General features: G+C 62.5%; 15 protein-coding genes. 8 read left to right on the top strand and 7 right to left on the bottom strand.

Annotation, left to right across the window (positions count from 1 at the left end; genetic code table 11):
* Positions 1–480 precede the first annotated feature (480 nt).
* Positions 481–2,799, bottom strand: a complete 2,319-nt coding sequence (locus MUU55_RS18355) for a methyl-accepting chemotaxis protein (protein WP_244762220.1) — start codon at positions 2,797–2,799, stop codon at positions 481–483.
* Between the two features lie 381 nt (positions 2,800–3,180).
* Here MUU55_RS18355 and MUU55_RS18360 point away from each other — a divergent pair, with 381 nt between their 5' ends.
* Both MUU55_RS18360 and MUU55_RS18365 read left to right on the top strand, forming a co-directional pair.
* Positions 3,181–4,134, top strand: coding sequence for a ring-cleaving dioxygenase (locus MUU55_RS18360; protein WP_244762221.1), 954 nt, complete (start codon positions 3,181–3,183; stop codon positions 4,132–4,134).
* A gap of 71 nt (positions 4,135–4,205) precedes the next feature.
* The gene (locus MUU55_RS18365) at positions 4,206–4,763 is read left to right on the top strand and encodes an NADPH-dependent FMN reductase (RefSeq protein ID WP_244762222.1); all 558 of its coding nucleotides are present in this window, start codon (positions 4,206–4,208) and stop codon (positions 4,761–4,763) included.
* A 66-nt stretch (positions 4,764–4,829) separates the two neighbouring features.
* Here the strand turns inward: MUU55_RS18365 and MUU55_RS18370 are convergent, their stop codons facing one another.
* Entirely contained in the window at positions 4,830–6,386 is a 1,557-nt protein-coding gene (locus MUU55_RS18370; RefSeq protein ID WP_244762223.1) for a VOC family protein, read from the bottom strand.
* Between the two features lie 159 nt (positions 6,387–6,545).
* Positions 6,546–6,761: a hypothetical protein gene (locus tag MUU55_RS18375; protein WP_244762224.1), complete on the bottom strand. Its 216-nt coding sequence runs from the start codon at positions 6,759–6,761 to the stop codon at positions 6,546–6,548.
* Positions 6,762–7,420: 659 nt separating this feature from the next.
* On the opposite strand from MUU55_RS18375, the gene MUU55_RS18380 reads away from it, so the two are divergent.
* Entirely contained in the window at positions 7,421–8,845 is a 1,425-nt protein-coding gene (locus MUU55_RS18380) for an efflux transporter outer membrane subunit (protein ID WP_244762225.1), read from the top strand.
* Here the strand turns inward: MUU55_RS18380 and MUU55_RS18385 are convergent, their stop codons facing one another.
* Positions 8,846–9,520 carry a GntR family transcriptional regulator gene (locus tag MUU55_RS18385; RefSeq protein ID WP_244762226.1) on the bottom strand — a complete coding sequence of 225 codons (675 nt, stop codon included), beginning with the start codon at positions 9,518–9,520 and terminating at the stop codon, positions 8,846–8,848. It lies immediately after the preceding gene.
* A 131-nt stretch (positions 9,521–9,651) separates the two neighbouring features.
* Here MUU55_RS18385 and MUU55_RS18390 point away from each other — a divergent pair, with 131 nt between their 5' ends.
* A complete protein-coding gene (locus MUU55_RS18390; RefSeq protein ID WP_244762227.1) occupies positions 9,652–10,491 on the top strand; it encodes a fumarylacetoacetate hydrolase family protein in 840 nt (279 codons plus the stop codon).
* A 54-nt stretch (positions 10,492–10,545) separates the two neighbouring features.
* Here the strand turns inward: MUU55_RS18390 and MUU55_RS18395 are convergent, their stop codons facing one another.
* Positions 10,546–10,707 (bottom strand): hypothetical protein, encoded by a 162-nt coding sequence (locus MUU55_RS18395; RefSeq protein ID WP_244762228.1) that lies wholly within the window; start codon positions 10,705–10,707, stop codon positions 10,546–10,548.
* Between the two features lie 107 nt (positions 10,708–10,814).
* A complete protein-coding gene (locus MUU55_RS18400; protein WP_244762229.1) occupies positions 10,815–11,435 on the bottom strand; it encodes a thermonuclease family protein in 621 nt (206 codons plus the stop codon).
* A gap of 98 nt (positions 11,436–11,533) precedes the next feature.
* On the opposite strand from MUU55_RS18400, the gene MUU55_RS18405 reads away from it, so the two are divergent.
* From MUU55_RS18405 to MUU55_RS18420, 4 genes are read left to right on the top strand one after another with little or no spacing between them, the layout of a single operon-like run.
* Positions 11,534–12,016, top strand: a complete 483-nt coding sequence (locus MUU55_RS18405; protein ID WP_244762230.1) for a GtrA family protein — start codon at positions 11,534–11,536, stop codon at positions 12,014–12,016.
* Positions 12,013–13,014, top strand: coding sequence for a glycosyltransferase family 2 protein (locus MUU55_RS18410; RefSeq protein ID WP_244762231.1), 1,002 nt, complete (start codon positions 12,013–12,015; stop codon positions 13,012–13,014). The genes MUU55_RS18405 and MUU55_RS18410 overlap by 4 nt, the downstream gene beginning before the upstream one ends.
* Positions 13,011–14,522 (top strand): glycosyltransferase family 39 protein, encoded by a 1,512-nt coding sequence (locus MUU55_RS18415; protein WP_244762232.1) that lies wholly within the window; start codon positions 13,011–13,013, stop codon positions 14,520–14,522. Before MUU55_RS18410 ends, MUU55_RS18415 begins: the two co-directional genes overlap by 4 nt.
* Before the next feature lie 7 nt (positions 14,523–14,529).
* Positions 14,530–15,267, top strand: a complete 738-nt coding sequence (locus MUU55_RS18420) for a ChbG/HpnK family deacetylase (RefSeq protein ID WP_244762233.1) — start codon at positions 14,530–14,532, stop codon at positions 15,265–15,267.
* 77 nt (positions 15,268–15,344) lie between these two features.
* On the opposite strand, the gene MUU55_RS29130 is transcribed toward MUU55_RS18420, so the two are convergent.
* Complete coding sequence (locus MUU55_RS29130) at positions 15,345–15,578, bottom strand: tautomerase family protein (protein WP_280519026.1); 234 nt, start codon at positions 15,576–15,578, stop codon at positions 15,345–15,347.
* Between the last annotated feature and the right edge of the window lie 91 nt (positions 15,579–15,669).

Below are 15,669 nucleotides of genomic sequence, written 5' to 3' on the forward strand. Positions count from 1 at the left end.
ATGCCACCGGGCGTCGCGCCCGGAACGCCCAAGTTTGGCGAAGTTCCGGAAAAAAGCCAATCGGCAAGACGGCGCGACAGAAAAATATAATAAATCATATTTGTCAGCGCACTAGCGCGCGACAGGGCGCAAGGGCGTTCCCCGCGGCGGAAACAAAAAAGCCGCCGGCAGCCTCGAAACCTCCTGGTTCCCACAGAGCTGCACGGCGGCTTGATCGGAGCATCATTCTTGTGATGCTTCTCTTTCGGTCCCCTCTGGACCTGTTTCGGAGAAAGCAGGAAGCGTGCCAAACACGAAGAAAGCCGATTCAAAAAATGATTTCATATTACTAAAGGCATTTCTAAGCCACAAAGGACACGGAGTGGCGTGCGAGGGCTGTACAATTTCCGGGCAACGCCCAAAATTTGCACGCAATTGCGCAAAACAAAAAGGCGGCCCGTTGCCGGACCGCCTTTTCCCTCAAGCCCCTCTGAGCAGATGTCAGAATTCTTCCCAGTCCTGCGCCGCCGTGGCTGTTGCCGCCTGACCGCCGCCGAAGGCGCGAGCCAGCTTTCCGCCGAGAGCACGCGCACCGGACGCGGCAGGGCGATGTTCTCCAGACGAAACCGCAACCGGACGATGGCTGTCGGCACCTGAACCGAGGCGGAACTGCGCGAGCAAAGCGTTGAGTGCAGAGGCTTCCGTTGCCAGCGCATGGCTCGCCGCCGTCTGCTCTTCGACCATGGCCGCATTCTTCTGCGTGCCCTGGTCGATGGAGTTCACCGCCGAGCTGATCTCATGCAGGCCCGTCGACTGTTCCCGGGCCGAGCGCACGATGGCGGCAACGTTCTGGTCGATCTCCTGCACCTGGTCGACGATTTCCGAAAGCGCCGAACCGGTCTCGCCAACAAGCGCCACGCCGAGATGAACCTGCTCGCCCGATTTTGTGATGAGCGCCTTGATCTCCTTGGCGGCGTTCGCCGAACGCTGGGCGAGTTCGCGGACTTCCTGCGCGACGACCGCAAATCCCTTGCCGGCTTCCCCGGCGCGTGCGGCTTCTACACCGGCATTCAGCGCCAAGAGGTTGGTCTGGAAAGCGATCTCGTCGATCACGCCGATGATGTTGGAGATTTCGCGCGAAGACGTCTCGATGCCGCTCATCGCCGTAACGGCACGGCGGACGACCTCGCCGGACTTTTCAGCGCCCATGCGGGTCCGCTCGACCAACTGGCCGGCGTCTTCCGCCCGCCTGGTGGCATCCTTGAGCGAGGTGGTGATCTCTTCCAGCGCCGCAGCCGTTTCCTCGACGGAGGCCGCCTGCTGTTCCGTGCGCTTGGCGAGATCGTCGGACGCCGAACGGATTTCCGCCGAGCCTGCCTGAATGGCGTTTGCGTTGCCGCCAACCGAGCGAAGCGCCGCCTGCAATTTTTCGACGGAAGCGTTGAAATCGTGACGCACCTCGTCGAGCGAACCGGCAAAGGCTGTGTCGATGCGATGGGTCATATCGCCATTGGCCAATCTCTGGAGACCATCGGCCAGTGCCTCTACGGCACGGCGTGTCTGGCGCTCCTGCTCCGCAGCCTCTTCGGCACGCTGACGGCGCTCGTCTTCCGACAAGGCGCGATTCTGTTCAGCTTCGCCTTCGAGGCGGATCTTGGCGAGCGTCGCATCGCGAAGCACCGCAAGCGAGCGGGCCATTTCGCCAATTTCGTCCTGATGTTCGGATTCCGACAGATCGACATCCGTGCGGCCGCGGGCGATTTCACTCGTTGCGGTGATGACGGTGGCAAGGCGCTTGCGGAACCGCGTAGCGAGCAGCCAGCCGACGGCGATCATGAGACCGGCGGCGACGGCGATGACAATGATCGAGGTGATGGCCAACGTCGACAGGCTGGCGAACAGAACGGATTTCGGCACCGAGACGACGGCAAACCATGCGGATCCGGGCGTGATGTTGACCGGCACGGCAACCGCCATGGAGGCAATGCCGCTTGCATCCGTCATCTCGAAGGCTTTGCCCGGATTGTCGATCAATTGCTGCCACGCGGCCGCATCGAGGCCGGAATCTTTCAGGGACTTGCCGAGCGCAGCCTTGTCCGGATGGCTGACGACACTACCGCCGGTGCTCAGGAGCGCGACGTAGCCCTCACCGAGCGGCTTCAGCTTGGCAATATCGGCTGCGAGCGCATCCAGCGCGATGTCAGTGCCGGCCATGCCCTTGAAGGTACCATCGAACAGCAGCGGCACCACGAACGATGTCAGCATCGTCTCCTTGCCGCCAACGCTGTACAGATAGGGCTCGGCGAGGAAATCCTTGCCGGTATTCTTGGGCACCTGGTAGTAGTCACCCGGTCCCGGCTTGTCGTAATCGATCAGCGCCTCGATCGTCGTGCCACCATTTGCCCGGATCGTGTAAGGAACATAGCGACCCGTCGCGTCATGGCCCGGCTTGCCGCTATAGTCGGCGTCCTTGCCGTCGAAGGCGTTCGGTTCCCAGGCGGTATAGACACCCACCGCGATCGGATTTTCCGTCAGCAGCCGGCTCATCATCGCATCGAATTTTTCGCGGCTGGGCGCCTCGTCCTGTTTCATCGCAAAGAGCACGGAACGCATGTTCCAGCTCAGCGCCTTCACGCCGGCAAAGGTCGTCTCCACCTTACCGGCACTCGCCTGTGCCGCATTCACCATTTCGGAGACCGAACGCTCCTGCACCGCGTGGTAGGAGAGCCAGAGCAAAACGCCCGCCGTCGCCACAGTCGTGGCAACACCGGCCGCCACAATGGCGAACATGTTTCGGGCAGTCGCAGTCTTGGGCAGCATGAAACGTCTCCTGAAGGGCGCGAGGAGCGCGCCGGCAATCATCAAAAAATTGCGGGACACATGCCGGCGACCGGCGAAACAGAGACGAAATCATTTCGCAGGCGGGCAGCGTAAGCGAATGCTGGTTTATGAAACGATAAAATTCGAATGATCACGCATTGGAACAGAATGGGTGGATAAAACGCTGTTCCAAGCAAGGCCGATCCGCGCCCGCGTGGACAACATTGAGCGGACGGGCGGCGCCGTTCAGAAAAAGTGAACAATCCGTTCGCCGCACCCGGTCTTCCGACAGCGGCGACAAGGGGCGATATTCGCTTCAACAGACGGCCCCGACGGCGGGACCGCGCGAACATCCCGGACGTTTCCGGAGAGGAGTTAACCATGACCCTTCAACTTACCGGCATCCATCACCTGACCGCAATCACCGCGAATGCGGCGGAGAACCTGCGCTTCTACACCCGGATCCTCGGCCTGCGCCTCGTCAAGAAGACCGTCAACCAGGATGATACCAGCGCCTACCATCTCTTCTATGCAGACGGGCTCGCCTCGCCGGGCTCCGATCTCACCTTTTTCGACTGGCCGGTCGGCCACGAGCGACGCGGCACGCACAGCGTATCCCGCACGGGCCTGCGCGTCGCAACCCGCGCCACGCTCGACTGGTGGAAGGCGCGCTTTGCCGAGGAGAAGGTCAAGGCCGGCGACATCAGGGAGATCGGCGGCCGCGCCACGCTCGATTTCGAGGACGGCGAAGGCCAGCGCTTCCGCCTGACGGTCGATAATGCCGGCGCACCGTCCAATCCGTGGGAGAAGAGCCCGGTCCCGGCCGAACACCAGATCAAGGGCCTCGGCCCGATCACGCTCAGCGTGCCCGATATCCGAAACACGGAGACGGTGCTCGTCCATGTGATGAACATGACGGAAACCTCGACCTATCCGAACCCGGATGGCGAAGGAGAGGTGCATGTCTTCTCGATGGGCGAAGGCGGCCCGGCCGCCGAGTTGCATGTCGCCGTCGAGCCGAACCTTCCGGCCGCACATCAAGGTGCCGGCGCCGTGCACCACGTCGCCTTCCGCGCCCCCGATGTCGAGGCCCTGCATGCATGGACGGAGCGCCTGCGCGGCTTCCGCCTGCCGTCCAGCGGCGAGGTCGAGCGCTTCTACTTCCGCTCGCTCTATTTCCGCGAGCCGAACGGCATCCTGTTCGAGATCGCCACGGACGGTCCCGGCTTTGCCGTGGATGAGCCCCTCGAAACGCTCGGCGAAAGCCTGTCGCTGCCGCCCTTCCTCGAGCCGCGCCGCGCGCAGATCGAGGCCAGGCTGAAGCCGCTCGCTTAACCCCCTAGCCAAAACCCCGGCGTGGCAAACTGTCCGCCGGGGTTTTTGATGTCTGAAAACGGAGAAACGACATGACGAAACTGGTCCTCATCTCGGGCAGCCTGCGCAAGGGCTCCTTCAACACCGCGCTGCTGCGCGCCGCTCTGACAATGGCGCCCGGCGGTGTCGAACTTATCGAAGGCTCGATCCACGGCATTCCGCTTTATGACGGCGACATGGAAGCGGCAGAAGGCATCCCGGGTGCCGTGACGCGCCTAAAGGATCTCGTCGCCGATGCCGACGGCGTCATTCTGTTTACGCCAGAATACAACAACGGCATTCCCGGCGTGTTCAAGAACGCCATCGACTGGATGAGCCGCCCCTCCTCCGACATCGCCCGCGTCTTCGGCAACAAGCCCTTCGCCATTACCGGCGCATCGCCCGGCAATTTCGGCACGCTGCTTTCCCAGGAAGCCTGGCTACCGATCATGCGCACGTTGGGAACGGTTCCGTGGTTCGGCGCCAAGCTGATGGTTTCGCGCGCCGGATCGGTCATCGCAGATGGTAAGATCATCGACGAGGCGACGGAAAAGAAACTGCGCGATTTCGTCGCCGGCTTCGCCGCCTTCGTGACGAACTACACACGATAATCCGAGGACATAAATAAGGGGGCGTACCTTGCGGTGCGCCCCCTTTTTCTTTTTCCATCACCGGCTTCAGCCGATGATGCGTTCCTTGTAGGCCTTCGCCAGCTCAAGATCGGCTGTTCCGATATCGTGGCCGGCGGCCAGCAATGTGCTTTCGACCGTCGCGCCGGATGCCCTGAGGAGCGCTTCGAGATCCCCGGCAAACCGGCCATAGGGGTCCGACTGGCCCGACACCACCAGTACGTTGACGCCTGAGAGATCGGCGGCCGGCGCGTTTTCCAGCACATTCATGCCCCGCAGCAACACCGCATTGCGAATGATGCCGGGATGCAACAACATGACGGCGCCGATCATGTTCGCGCCGTTGGAATAGCCAACGAACAGCGTTTTTGCCGGATCGAGCCCGTAGGCGGTATTCGCCCCTTCCATGAAGGCGGCGAAGGCCTCCGCCTCGCCGGCGATGTCCTTCTGGTCGAAGGTCGTCGCGGTGATGCGGCGGAAGAAGCGCGGATAGCCCTCATCCGCGCTGCGGCCGCGCGGGCTCAGCAGCACCGCGCCCGGCGCCAACCGTGCACCAAACGGCAGAAGACTCGTCTCGTTCCCGCCCGTACCGTGCAGCAGTACGACCGCCGTACCATCAGGCGTCTCCGGGCGATGCACCCGGTGGATGAAGGGAAGGTCTCGTTCGGTCATTCTTTCTTCTCCTGGCAAGGAAAACTGCGGGAGGCGTGCCCGGACATCCTCCGGGGCAGCGCCAAAATGTTTAGGGACGAAGAGCGTGGTGCCCAGCGTCTCCAGGGTTTCATCGATCGCCATGCCGGGACCGTCGGTCGCATATTCGACAAGCGAGCCGCCGGGTTCGCGCACATAGAGCGAATAGAAGTAGGTGCGGTCATGCATGTTGACGTCGCCCGCCTCCTCGGCCGCAAGCCTTTCGGCTGCAGCCTCGACGGCGGCGCGGTCGGGCGCGCGCAGGGCGATATGGTCAATCGTCCCCGTGCCAGGCGCCGAGGTCCAGAAACCGCTGGCATCACGAATATCGAGGATGTCGCCGGCATCCCCGGCCAATCGTTTGATACCGTTTGCCTCGGCGACCGAGCGGAAACCAAAATGGCTGCCGATGAAGGCCGCTGTCTCCGCCGGCTTCTCCGAGAAGATCGTCGCACCGCGGATGCGCTGGATGGCGTCCGCGGCCGTGATCTCCTTGGTGACATGCGGCGCCGGGCCTTCCACGCCCGTCTCACCGACCAACTTGACGATGATGCCATCAGGATCCTTCAGCCGGAGCACGGGCTCGCCGAACTCCTGCGTGGGGCCGCTCATGGCAACATTCTTCGTCAGCGCCCGCGTCAGCCAGAAGCCGATCGCCTCCGGCCGGATCGCAAAGGCGATCTCGGCAGGCTGGCCGAGACCCACTCGGCCGGGAGAACCATCCTCCCAGGCCAGAAAGGTGACCAGCGAACCGGGGCTGGCCGCCGCGTCGCCATAGAAGAGGTGAAGCTGGTCGGCGTCTTCGAAGCCGGCCGTGCGCTTGACGAGTTTCAGGCCCAGGAAGCCCGCGTAGAAATCGACGTTTGCCTGGATTTTCCGGGTAATACCCGTGATGTGATGGATGCCGCTCTGCATGGGGCACCTCCTTTCGAGAGGTACCCAATCAAAATTCGGCACCCCGCGCCAGCCAGCGTGCGGTGAATGGATTGTTCACAAAAACAAACGGGCCTCGCGCAAAGCAAGGGGCCCGTCGTCTTCAGGCACGAAACAGTGCCGATCCGTCAGAATTCAGGTTCAGGCCGCAACGTTGGCCGGGTTCATCGCCCGCTGCGCAGCGGACGGGTCGTTGAGGAGACGCCGGATAGCCATACGCACCTCGTCCGCCGAGGAAAAACGCTGGGAATCCAGATCCCATACAGAATATTTGACAGCCACGAACTTCAGCCGATCCTCATCGGGAACGACGACGCCCAAGGCTTCTCCACCGATTTCGATAACCTGCTTTTGCATAACAACTCCTGCCGCACCCGAAGGCACAGCCAATTTTCATTTGCGCTTAAATCGAAGAGGGAAGTTCGAACTACATACGACGGAGCGTCGATGTCTTCCCGGTAATCGTTTCACGACAGGAGCACGCCACACACGCGGAGGCGATGTCGTTGATATGATACATGTCACACTCCCTCTTGTTGGCGCTGACGCTGAAAAAAGACGCGTCAGGTGTGGACCGAAACAAAACGCATGCGGCCCTCATGCGATGCTGCAACACATAATAGGGTCTCCTTCCGATGTCAATGGAATCCATAAGATTTTGGAATAAATTGCTGTCGAATTTGTGTGACAATTCGAATCGCAAAATAATGTTCGCGCTCGCAGCATTTTTCAGAAAAATATGTCGCAAAGACGAACATTCCGGGGAAATGCCGTGGCGCAACCTTGCGGGGCGCCACGCACTTCGTCACTTTCGTCAAGCGGGCAACTTCATTACATTGGGCAAAATGGTTCAGTTGCGCTGAGGACACACACGCGAAGCGAAGCGGGGAAAAAACGCTGTGGGACCATTCTTTTTTTGCGAGGGACTCGATCTGGGGTCCAAACATGAATAAAGAGTGAATCGCAAATATGTTCCGTTAAGTTTAGTAGGCCGCGACGGCCGGCAGGATAGACCCATGAATTTCACCAGGACGCTTTTTCCTCTGAGCATGCTCCTCCTGTCAGGCTGCGTCGTCGGCCCCGACTACCAGAAGCCTGAGACCGCTCTCCCCGCGAAATTCTCGGAAAGCAAGTCGGCAAGCGCCGACAATGTGACGCTCAATCCCTGGTGGGAATCCTTCCGCGACAAGCGCCTCAACGACCTCGTCCATCAGGGCATGGGTGAAAACCTTACCGTTCTGCAGGCGTTGCAGCGCATCGAAGCGGCCGAGGCGAATGTCATCGTCGCGGGTGCCGGCGCCCTGCCGAGCCTCGGCGCGTCGGCCAGTGGCAATGTGAGCGGCCAGGACGGCAGCTATCTGCGCCGCACCACAGGCAGCGATCACTCCCAGTCGAAGTCCATCAATGCCGGCCTCAGCGCATCGTGGCTGATCGACTTCTTCGGCCAGTATCGCCGCCAGAAGGAAGCTGCCAACGCTTCGCTCGACGCCGCCTATGACGACGTCAACGTCGCCCGCCTCGCCTATTTCTCCGATTTGGTGTCGAGCTACGTCAATGCGCGCTATTATCAGGAAGCGCTGGCGCTCAACCGCAAGAACTTGGTATCGCGCCGCGAGACGCTGAAACTCACCAACGAGATCAAGGAAGCGGGTGCCGCTTCCAGCCTCGACGTCCTGCAGTCCGAAGGCCTCGTCAACCAGACGCTCGCCAACCTGCCGGCGCTCGAAACCGGCTTCCACCAGGCGGCCAACCACATCGCGACCCTGCTCGGCGTTCCCGCCAGCACGATCACCTCCAGCCTGCTCAAGGGATCCGCCCAGCCGATGCCGCGTTATGCAACGCGCACCGGCATTCCGGCCGATCTCATCCGCAACCGCCCGGATATCCGCGCGGCCGAGCGCCGTCTTCAGGCCGCCACGGCAGCCATCGGCGTGGCGGAAGCCGATCTCTATCCGAGCATCGAACTCGGCGGCTCGATCGGCGCGGCGCGCAACTTCAATGCAAGGGTCGGCAGCCTTTCCAGCTGGTCCTTCGGCCCGTCGCTCTCGCTGCCGATTTTCAACGGCGGCGCGCTCAAGGCCCAGGTCAAGATCGCACGGTCGGAAGCCGAGCAGCAGTATCTGACATGGAAGTCCACGGTGCTGAACGCCGTCGAGGAAGTCGAGAACGCCCAAACGGCGCTCATTCGCGACTACCAGACGGTCGCGGCCCAGCGGAAGGTCGTCGACACCTTCGACCAGACCCTGGTGCTCGCCCGCGAAAGCTATCGCGGCGGCGCCAGCACCATCCTCGACGTGCTCGATGCCGAACGCAACGTCGCCGATGCCCGCCTGTCGCTCGCTGCGGCAATCCGCCAGCTCGCCCGCGACTACGTCTCGCTGAACGTCGCCATCGGCGGCGGATCCGCGATCGGCACGCCGGCCGTCGTCGCCACCAAGTAACTAGACGGCAAAAAACCCTTCGAGCGCTGCGGCCGTCAGGCCGTAGTGCTCGCGAAGGGCGCTCGCCGCGCCCTCCGCGTCGCGCGCCAGTGCGAGTTCCATCACCCGGCGATGCTCGCCCGCGACATCCCGCGCACCGTCGTCCAGGCTGACCGACAGGCGCCGATAGCGGTCCGCCCGCGAAAACAGCTTCTCACAGATTTCCAGCAGGATTGGTGACCCGCAGGCCGAAACCAGCGCGGCATGGAAGGCCGCATGCCGCACCTCCCAATCCTCACGCATCGCCGTGGGCATATCGTCCCGCACCTGCGGAATGCGCACCATCAGATGATGCGCGGCAATGAGCCTTGCCTCCCAATCCGCGTCGCCGTTCAGCACCGATAGCCTGAGCGCCTCGCCCTCGCAGAGCTGTCGCGTCGCCGTGACGTCGCGCAGTTCCTCCAGCGACAGCGGCGCGACGCTGTAACCACGGTGATCGTCGAGCACCGTAAAGCCCTCCGCCGTCAATCGCGCCAGGGCTTCGCGCACCGGCGTGACGCTCATGTTGCAGAGCGTCTGGAGATCGGCGAAGCGCAAGCGGTCGCCCGGCTTGAAATCCCCGGCGCCGATCGCCTGACGGATCGCCTCGTACGCGTCCCCCGCAAGCGTCCGGCTGCCTGTGCGCTTCTGCTCCATATCGCCTCACATTTTATAAGATGGAAAAGATTTTCGAAAATCGTTGACTCCATGTAAAACCGGATAGAAGGTGCATGCAACCGAAATCGGCCACGCCGGCATCAAGGGCCGGCATTTGAATGGAGACGGATATGAAATTGGTGCGCTTTGGCGCGGCGGGCGCGGAAAAGCCCGGATTGATCGACGCGGACGGCAATATCCGCGACCTCTCGGGCATCGTTGCGGATATTTCCGGCGACGTGCTCGGCCGCGCCGGGCAGGAGCGTCTGCGCGCGCTCGACCCGAAGAGCCTGCCGCTTGCGCCGGAAGGCAGCCGCTACGGCGCCTGCGTTGGCCGCGTCGGCAACTTCATCGCCGTCGGCCTCAACTATGCCGACCACGCTGCTGAGAGCGGTATGGCGGTGCCGGCCGAACCCGTCCTGTTCAACAAGGCTCCCTCCTGCATCGGCGGCCCAGACGATACGATCCTCATTCCGCGCGGCTCTGAAAAGACCGACTGGGAAGTCGAGCTTGCCGTCGTCATCGGCGAGCGTGCGTCCTACGTCTCCGAGGCCGATGCGTTGAACTATGTGGCGGGCTACTGCGTCTGCAACGACATTTCCGAGCGGGCCTACCAGATCGAGCGTGGTGGACAGTGGACCAAGGGCAAGGGCTGCCCGACCTTCGGTCCGATCGGCCCCTGGCTGGTGACGACGGACGAGGTGGATACGGCCGACCTCGCCATGACGCTCAGCGTCAACGGCGAACTGGTGCAGAACGGCTCGTCGAGCACCATGGTCTTCAAGGTGCCGTTCCTCATCCACTACATCTCGCAGTTCATGGTTCTGGAGCCCGGCGACGTTATCACAACGGGCACGCCGCCCGGCGTCGGCATGGGCATGAAGCCCCCGCGCTACCTGAAGCCGGGCGACCGCATGGAAGTCTCCATCGCCGGCCTCGGCACGCAGCACCAGGTCGTGGCGGCGGGTTAAGCAATCCCTGAAAAAGCGAGAGGGGCCTCAAGGGCCCCTCTTTCGTTTCAGCGATCAGTGGAAGGTCGCGGGCGACGCTTCATCGTCGAGAATGCGGAACGCTTCATCCAGAGCGGCCACAAGGATGTCCGTCAGTTGATCCGCGTCGTTTTCGAGGAGGAAGAGCGCGACCGTAGCATTGTCAGGATCGCTGTAGCGCTCGAGGTCGTTCGACATGTCATTGTCCCTTTTCAGCCGGCACCATCCCGGTTAACGGAAAGCATAGGGACGCAGGCTTGCGCATGGCTTGTGCCGGAAAGAAACAGCTTTCGCAAGAACGAATGTCAGCCGCACCACGATTGATGACGCCCCGTCCAGGGCCTGGCAAAGCCCTCCTGGACAAGCCGGCCGCCGATCGACCGGCCGTCGCGCAGCACGATATGGCGCCCTTCACCCTTGGCGGCGACCAGCGAGACATCGCCCTCGCTCAGGATTTCCCGCAGACGCAGCTTCGCATCCCCACCGCGCGAGCGCTCGGCATCGCATTTCGCCTCCGCAATGGCAGGCGCATCGATATCGGCAATCCGCACCTTGCGTCCGGCATAGAGAATCGTGCTGCCGTCCAGCACGCAGTAATCGGTCTGCGTCGTGCAGATGAACCATTTTCCGGAAAAGGCCGGTAGTTTTTCGACGGCCGGCAATGCCTGCTCCGCAAGCGGCGACGGCCGCTGCTTCGGCTTGACCTGCACCGTCTCCCGCTCGACCTTCTTTTCCTTGCGCTCGATGGAGGCCGTGCGAATGCCCGTCGCCGCCGGCTCCGGCCCAGGCCCGCGATAGTCCATATAGACAATCCCGCCGATCACCGCCGCACCCAGCACATACCAATGCGCCATGCCGCGCCGTGCGGGCGGCGAAGCCCGCTTCGCACCCGCCGTTTTCTTTCGCCTGGTCGTCTTCTTCGCCATATCCGATCTCCTGGGCAGGACAGTGCGACGATCTCTTGAAGATATGGTTACCGAAACACCATCGACGCATGCGACCTGCCGCCCGTCCACAGGAGCCCATGGCAATCCTCAGCGAATGCTGTATGAACCCCGCATTGGCCGATCGCGCGCGCGACGGCGCCTTTTCGCAGACGATGGCAGCAATTACGCCCTACATATCGCTTGCAAAGCGTTTTCTGACCTTCGGGGGCGGCTCGCTGATCGGGGCAGCCATCGACTATGTGGCGACGCTGGTCCTGATTTCCCTGCTTGGGATTTCACCGAGTGTCGCCCTTGCGCTCTCCATGGCTGTCAGCGCCTCCGTGGTCTTCGCCTATCACGAGAAGGTCACCTTTCCCGGCAGCAGGACGGGCTGGCAAAGGCGCTACATACGCTTCCTTCTGCTCGCTGTCGTGGTCTTCGCGCTGCGCGCCCTTCTGCTGCACGCTTTCGTGCTCGCCGGGATTCCGGTTCCCGTCGCCCTTGCCATCGTCATCGTCATCGTGTCGGTGTTCAATTTCGCCGTCTCGTCCATGTTAATCTTCCTGAAGGGAAGCGAATGAGCACCATCGCGATCGTCGTGCCCATCTACAACGAGGCGGAGAACCTGCCGGCGCTCGTCGAGAGGCTGAACCTCATCGCCGCGCGCCTGTCGGATGAACACGGCGTGACGACCTCCTACGTCTTCATCGACGACGGCAGCCGCGACAGCAGCTTCGACCTGCTCGCCGGCACCGACTTTCAGGGCCGCGCCGTCCGCCTGCTGCAGTTTTCCCGGAACTTCGGCAAGGAGGCCGCCCTGTCGGCCGGTATCGAAGCGGCGCTCGACGCCGATGCGGTCGTGATGATGGATGCAGACCTGCAGCATCCGCCAGAACTGGTCCTTGATCTCGTGCGCATCTGGCACGCCGAAGGCATCGACAGCGTTTACGCCTACAAGGAAGACCGCCGCGCCTCGGAAGGCTGGCTGAAATCCGCGCTGACCGGCGGGTTCTACTGGATCATCAACCGCGGCACCCGTTTCGACATCACGCAGAATGCCGGCGACTTCCGGCTGATCAACCGCCGTTTCGCCGATGCCCTGCGGCGGCTGCCGGAAAGCGAACGCTTCATGAAGGGCCTTTACGGCTGGGTCGGCTTCCGGCAACGCGGCGTTCCCATGACGCCGCCGCCGCGCCAGCATGGCGTTTCCAGCTTCAATGCCTGGCGCCTCGTGGCGCTCTCCTTCGATGCCATGACCAGCTTCACCACGGCGCCGCTCAGGCTCATGGGACTGGCAGGCCTTTTCATCGCCGGCCTCAGTGCGCTCTACGGTCTCTACATCGTGATCGAACGGCTCTTCTTCATGTCGGGCGGCATCGGCATTTCCTCCGTGCTCGCACTCGTTTCCTTCTTCGGCGGCATCCAGATGATCTTCCTCGGCCTTCTCGGGGAATATATCGGCAAGACCGTCCTCGAGGCCAAGCGCCGTCCCGCATACCTTCTGGCCCAGGACGTCACGCTCGACGCACACACACAGACCGCCGGTGACAAGGCGAAGGACAATCAGGCTTCCCCATGACCGCAGGCAAAGACGCATCCTTCATCAAGACCACGCCCTTCATCCTGATCCACGCCCTGGTATGGTGGCTGATGACCATCGCCGCGAAGACCGTGCTCGACGGCTATGGCGACATGGCCGAGGTCTATGCCTGGTCGCAACACTGGCTGCTCGGATCCGACAAACACCCACAGTTCCTTCCCTGGATGGCGAAGCTCTGGTTCCTGGTCGCGCCGCAAAGCGTCGCATCCTTCTACCTGCTCTCGGCCGTCAATCTGGCCGTTGCGCTGTTCGGTATCCGCGCGCTGGCACGAGGCTTGAACTTCGAAGACCGCCATATCGCGGTGGCGCTTGCCCTGTGCGCTCTGGCACTGCCCTACCTGACGCTGACCAGCAAGCTCAACATGAACTCCATATGCCTGGCGACCTGGCCGTGGGCCGCCTGGGCCTTCGTGCGTGCAACGGCCCCGCAGGCCAGCCGCAGAAACCTCTACGCCGTTTTGTTCGGCATGCTCGCAGCCGTGTCGATCCTCGGCAAATACTATTCCATCGTCCTGCTCATCCCGCTTTTCGCCAGCACGTTTACGCCCGCACGGCGATACCTCTGGCTGACGACCGTTCCATGGCTGGCCTTTATCGCGTTTGTTCTCATCCTCTCGCCGCATCTTTATTGGCTGGTGCAGCACCGTGAAGCCATAGCCTATGCCGGCGAACAGGGCGGCAGCGGCGGTTTGAAGGAGGCCGTCTACTACATCGCGAAATTCGCGGTCTCACCGTTCTTCTATTGGCCCATACCGCTTATCCTGGCCGCCCTCTTCCTGGTCACCGGATCGCCGCTGCAGCGCCTCGCAAAATTGCTGAAGCGCCCCGCCGGCAACAGCATGCTGGCGTTCCTCGCCATTGGCCCCTGGCTTACCACGCTCGGTTTCGCAGTGGCGGGCCTTGCGGTGCTTTCCACCCCGTGGGCGATCCCGATCGGCTTTGCCTTCACACTCTATCTCGTGCGCAATGCGGACCAGCCGGCACTGGATGTGAACGGTCCCAAGATCGTCGCCGCTTTCCGCTTCATCTGGCCGCTCATGATCATCGGGGGCATCGTGTCCGGCGTCATGGCAAGCACGAAGGGCAATGTCGAACAGTATACGCCGTGGAAAGAAGGCGCCAACGCGATCGTCGAGACCTGGAAGAAGGAAAACGTGCAGCCGTTGCGGTGGATCGCGAAAGGCAACGATGCGGCATCGCTCGCCTTCCTCTTCCCGGAAACGATAGAGGCCCTGCCCGCCCTGCCCGACCGCCTGCCCGGCTATTACCCGCCGCGCGCGGACTGGAGGAACGAAGCCGGCGTCGTCGTCTGCTCCCTGGCGCTGCCAGGCAAGGTCAAGACGGCCTGCATCACCGAGGCAATCACCTGGGCGGCGGAAAACGGGCTCAAGGCCGAATCAAAGGTTCTCACGGTGCACCGTTCCGGATTCCGCTTCCCCAAACAGATCGATTTCGAACTGGCGGTCGTCTATATCCGGCCGGAGTGAGGACAGGATGCGGATCGCCGACGATTTCGGGCTTGGCAGGGAGCACGACAAGGTCATCCTCGACCTTATCGAGCGCCGCCGACTGGATGGCACGTCGGTGATGATCGACGGCGATATCGCCGCTCGCGATGTGGACCGTCTCCGCCAGTTGCGTAGCCATGGCGTACAGGTGGGGCTTCACCTCAACGTGACGCACGACTTTTCCGGGAAGGCCGCCCATCGCGATGTTGGGCGCCTGTTGCTCGCCTGCCTTTCCGGAAGGCTGCCGGAGGGCATCCGCGGCGAATTCCAGCGACAGTCGGAGAAATTCCAGACGGTTTTCGGCTTTACACCCGACTATTATGACGGGCACCAGCACTGCCACTGCCTGCCCGGTCTCGACACGGTTGCCGCCGACCTGCCGCACGACGCGGGAACCTGGATCCGGGTTCCCGTGCCCGCAACGCTGGCCGGCCTTGTTCTGAACCTTCGCGCGGGCGGCCCGAAGGTTCTGTTGATCGCCACGCTCGCGCTCCTCGCAGGGCGAACCTTCCGCAAGGCGGGCTGGGCGAGGAACCGCGACTTTTCGGGTTTCCTGCACCTCGACCATCCCGATCAGGTCGCGCGCTGGCTGCCCCGCCTTCTGGCCGCAGCGCCCACCGATGGTGTGACAATGGTACATCCCGGCTCCGCGACGGACCCGGTCCAATGCCCAGGCCACATCGCCGAAAGCCGAGGGATCGAAGCGTCCATTCTCTCGGCGTGACAAATCGGGCGTTTTTAGAGGCGCGAAAGCATCCAGTTCCGTGACCAGCGACCTGCACAAGAACGGCAGGTGGTGTTTCAGCCTTCGGGACCGTAGCCCGGCTTTCTGTAGATCGTGCCCGATCGCTGCTCGATGTCCGGTCCGTAAACCTTCGCCATCCATTCCGCGTCGCTGAAATCCTCGATCCCAACCGATACGAGGTCTTCACCGCAGCCGAGCGTCGTCGTGACGGCTTTCGTCAGCGCATCCGCGAGCGCCTGCTTCTGTTCCTCGGTCCGCCCCTCGACCATCTTCAATATGACATGCGGCATCGTTGGCTCCTCCATAAAGCTGCAGCCGCTCCTCGCTTCCGACGAGCAGGCCCTTCTGCATTGCAGGATCCATGTCTAGACTGGGCGGGCG

This window comes from Shinella curvata (assembly GCF_022899935.1).
In the GTDB taxonomy this organism is placed as follows: domain Bacteria; phylum Pseudomonadota; class Alphaproteobacteria; order Rhizobiales; family Rhizobiaceae; genus Shinella; species Shinella curvata.

Excerpts from the sequence above, each read along its gene's own strand:
- MUU55_RS18385 (WP_244762226.1), bottom strand. The coding sequence starts at position 9,520 with ATGGAGCAGAAGCGCACAGGCAGCCGGACGCTTGCGGGGGACGCGTAC.
- MUU55_RS18355 (WP_244762220.1), bottom strand. The coding sequence starts at position 2,799 with ATGCTGCCCAAGACTGCGACTGCCCGAAACATGTTCGCCATTGTGGCG.
- MUU55_RS18415 (WP_244762232.1), top strand. The coding sequence starts at position 13,011 with ATGACCGCAGGCAAAGACGCATCCTTCATCAAGACCACGCCCTTCATC.
- MUU55_RS18370 (WP_244762223.1), bottom strand. The coding sequence starts at position 6,386 with ATGCAGAGCGGCATCCATCACATCACGGGTATTACCCGGAAAATCCAG.
- MUU55_RS18410 (WP_244762231.1), top strand. The coding sequence starts at position 12,013 with ATGAGCACCATCGCGATCGTCGTGCCCATCTACAACGAGGCGGAGAAC.
- MUU55_RS18365 (WP_244762222.1), top strand. The coding sequence starts at position 4,206 with ATGACGAAACTGGTCCTCATCTCGGGCAGCCTGCGCAAGGGCTCCTTC.
- MUU55_RS18400 (WP_244762229.1), bottom strand. The coding sequence starts at position 11,435 with ATGGCGAAGAAGACGACCAGGCGAAAGAAAACGGCGGGTGCGAAGCGG.
- MUU55_RS18395 (WP_244762228.1), bottom strand. The coding sequence starts at position 10,707 with ATGTCGAACGACCTCGAGCGCTACAGCGATCCTGACAATGCTACGGTC.
- MUU55_RS18375 (WP_244762224.1), bottom strand. The coding sequence starts at position 6,761 with ATGCAAAAGCAGGTTATCGAAATCGGTGGAGAAGCCTTGGGCGTCGTC.
- MUU55_RS18360 (WP_244762221.1), top strand. The coding sequence starts at position 3,181 with ATGACCCTTCAACTTACCGGCATCCATCACCTGACCGCAATCACCGCG.
- MUU55_RS29130 (WP_280519026.1), bottom strand. The coding sequence starts at position 15,578 with ATGCCGCATGTCATATTGAAGATGGTCGAGGGGCGGACCGAGGAACAG.
- MUU55_RS18390 (WP_244762227.1), top strand. The coding sequence starts at position 9,652 with ATGAAATTGGTGCGCTTTGGCGCGGCGGGCGCGGAAAAGCCCGGATTG.
- MUU55_RS18380 (WP_244762225.1), top strand. The coding sequence starts at position 7,421 with ATGAATTTCACCAGGACGCTTTTTCCTCTGAGCATGCTCCTCCTGTCA.
- MUU55_RS18420 (WP_244762233.1), top strand. The coding sequence starts at position 14,530 with ATGCGGATCGCCGACGATTTCGGGCTTGGCAGGGAGCACGACAAGGTC.
- MUU55_RS18405 (WP_244762230.1), top strand. The coding sequence starts at position 11,534 with ATGGCAATCCTCAGCGAATGCTGTATGAACCCCGCATTGGCCGATCGC.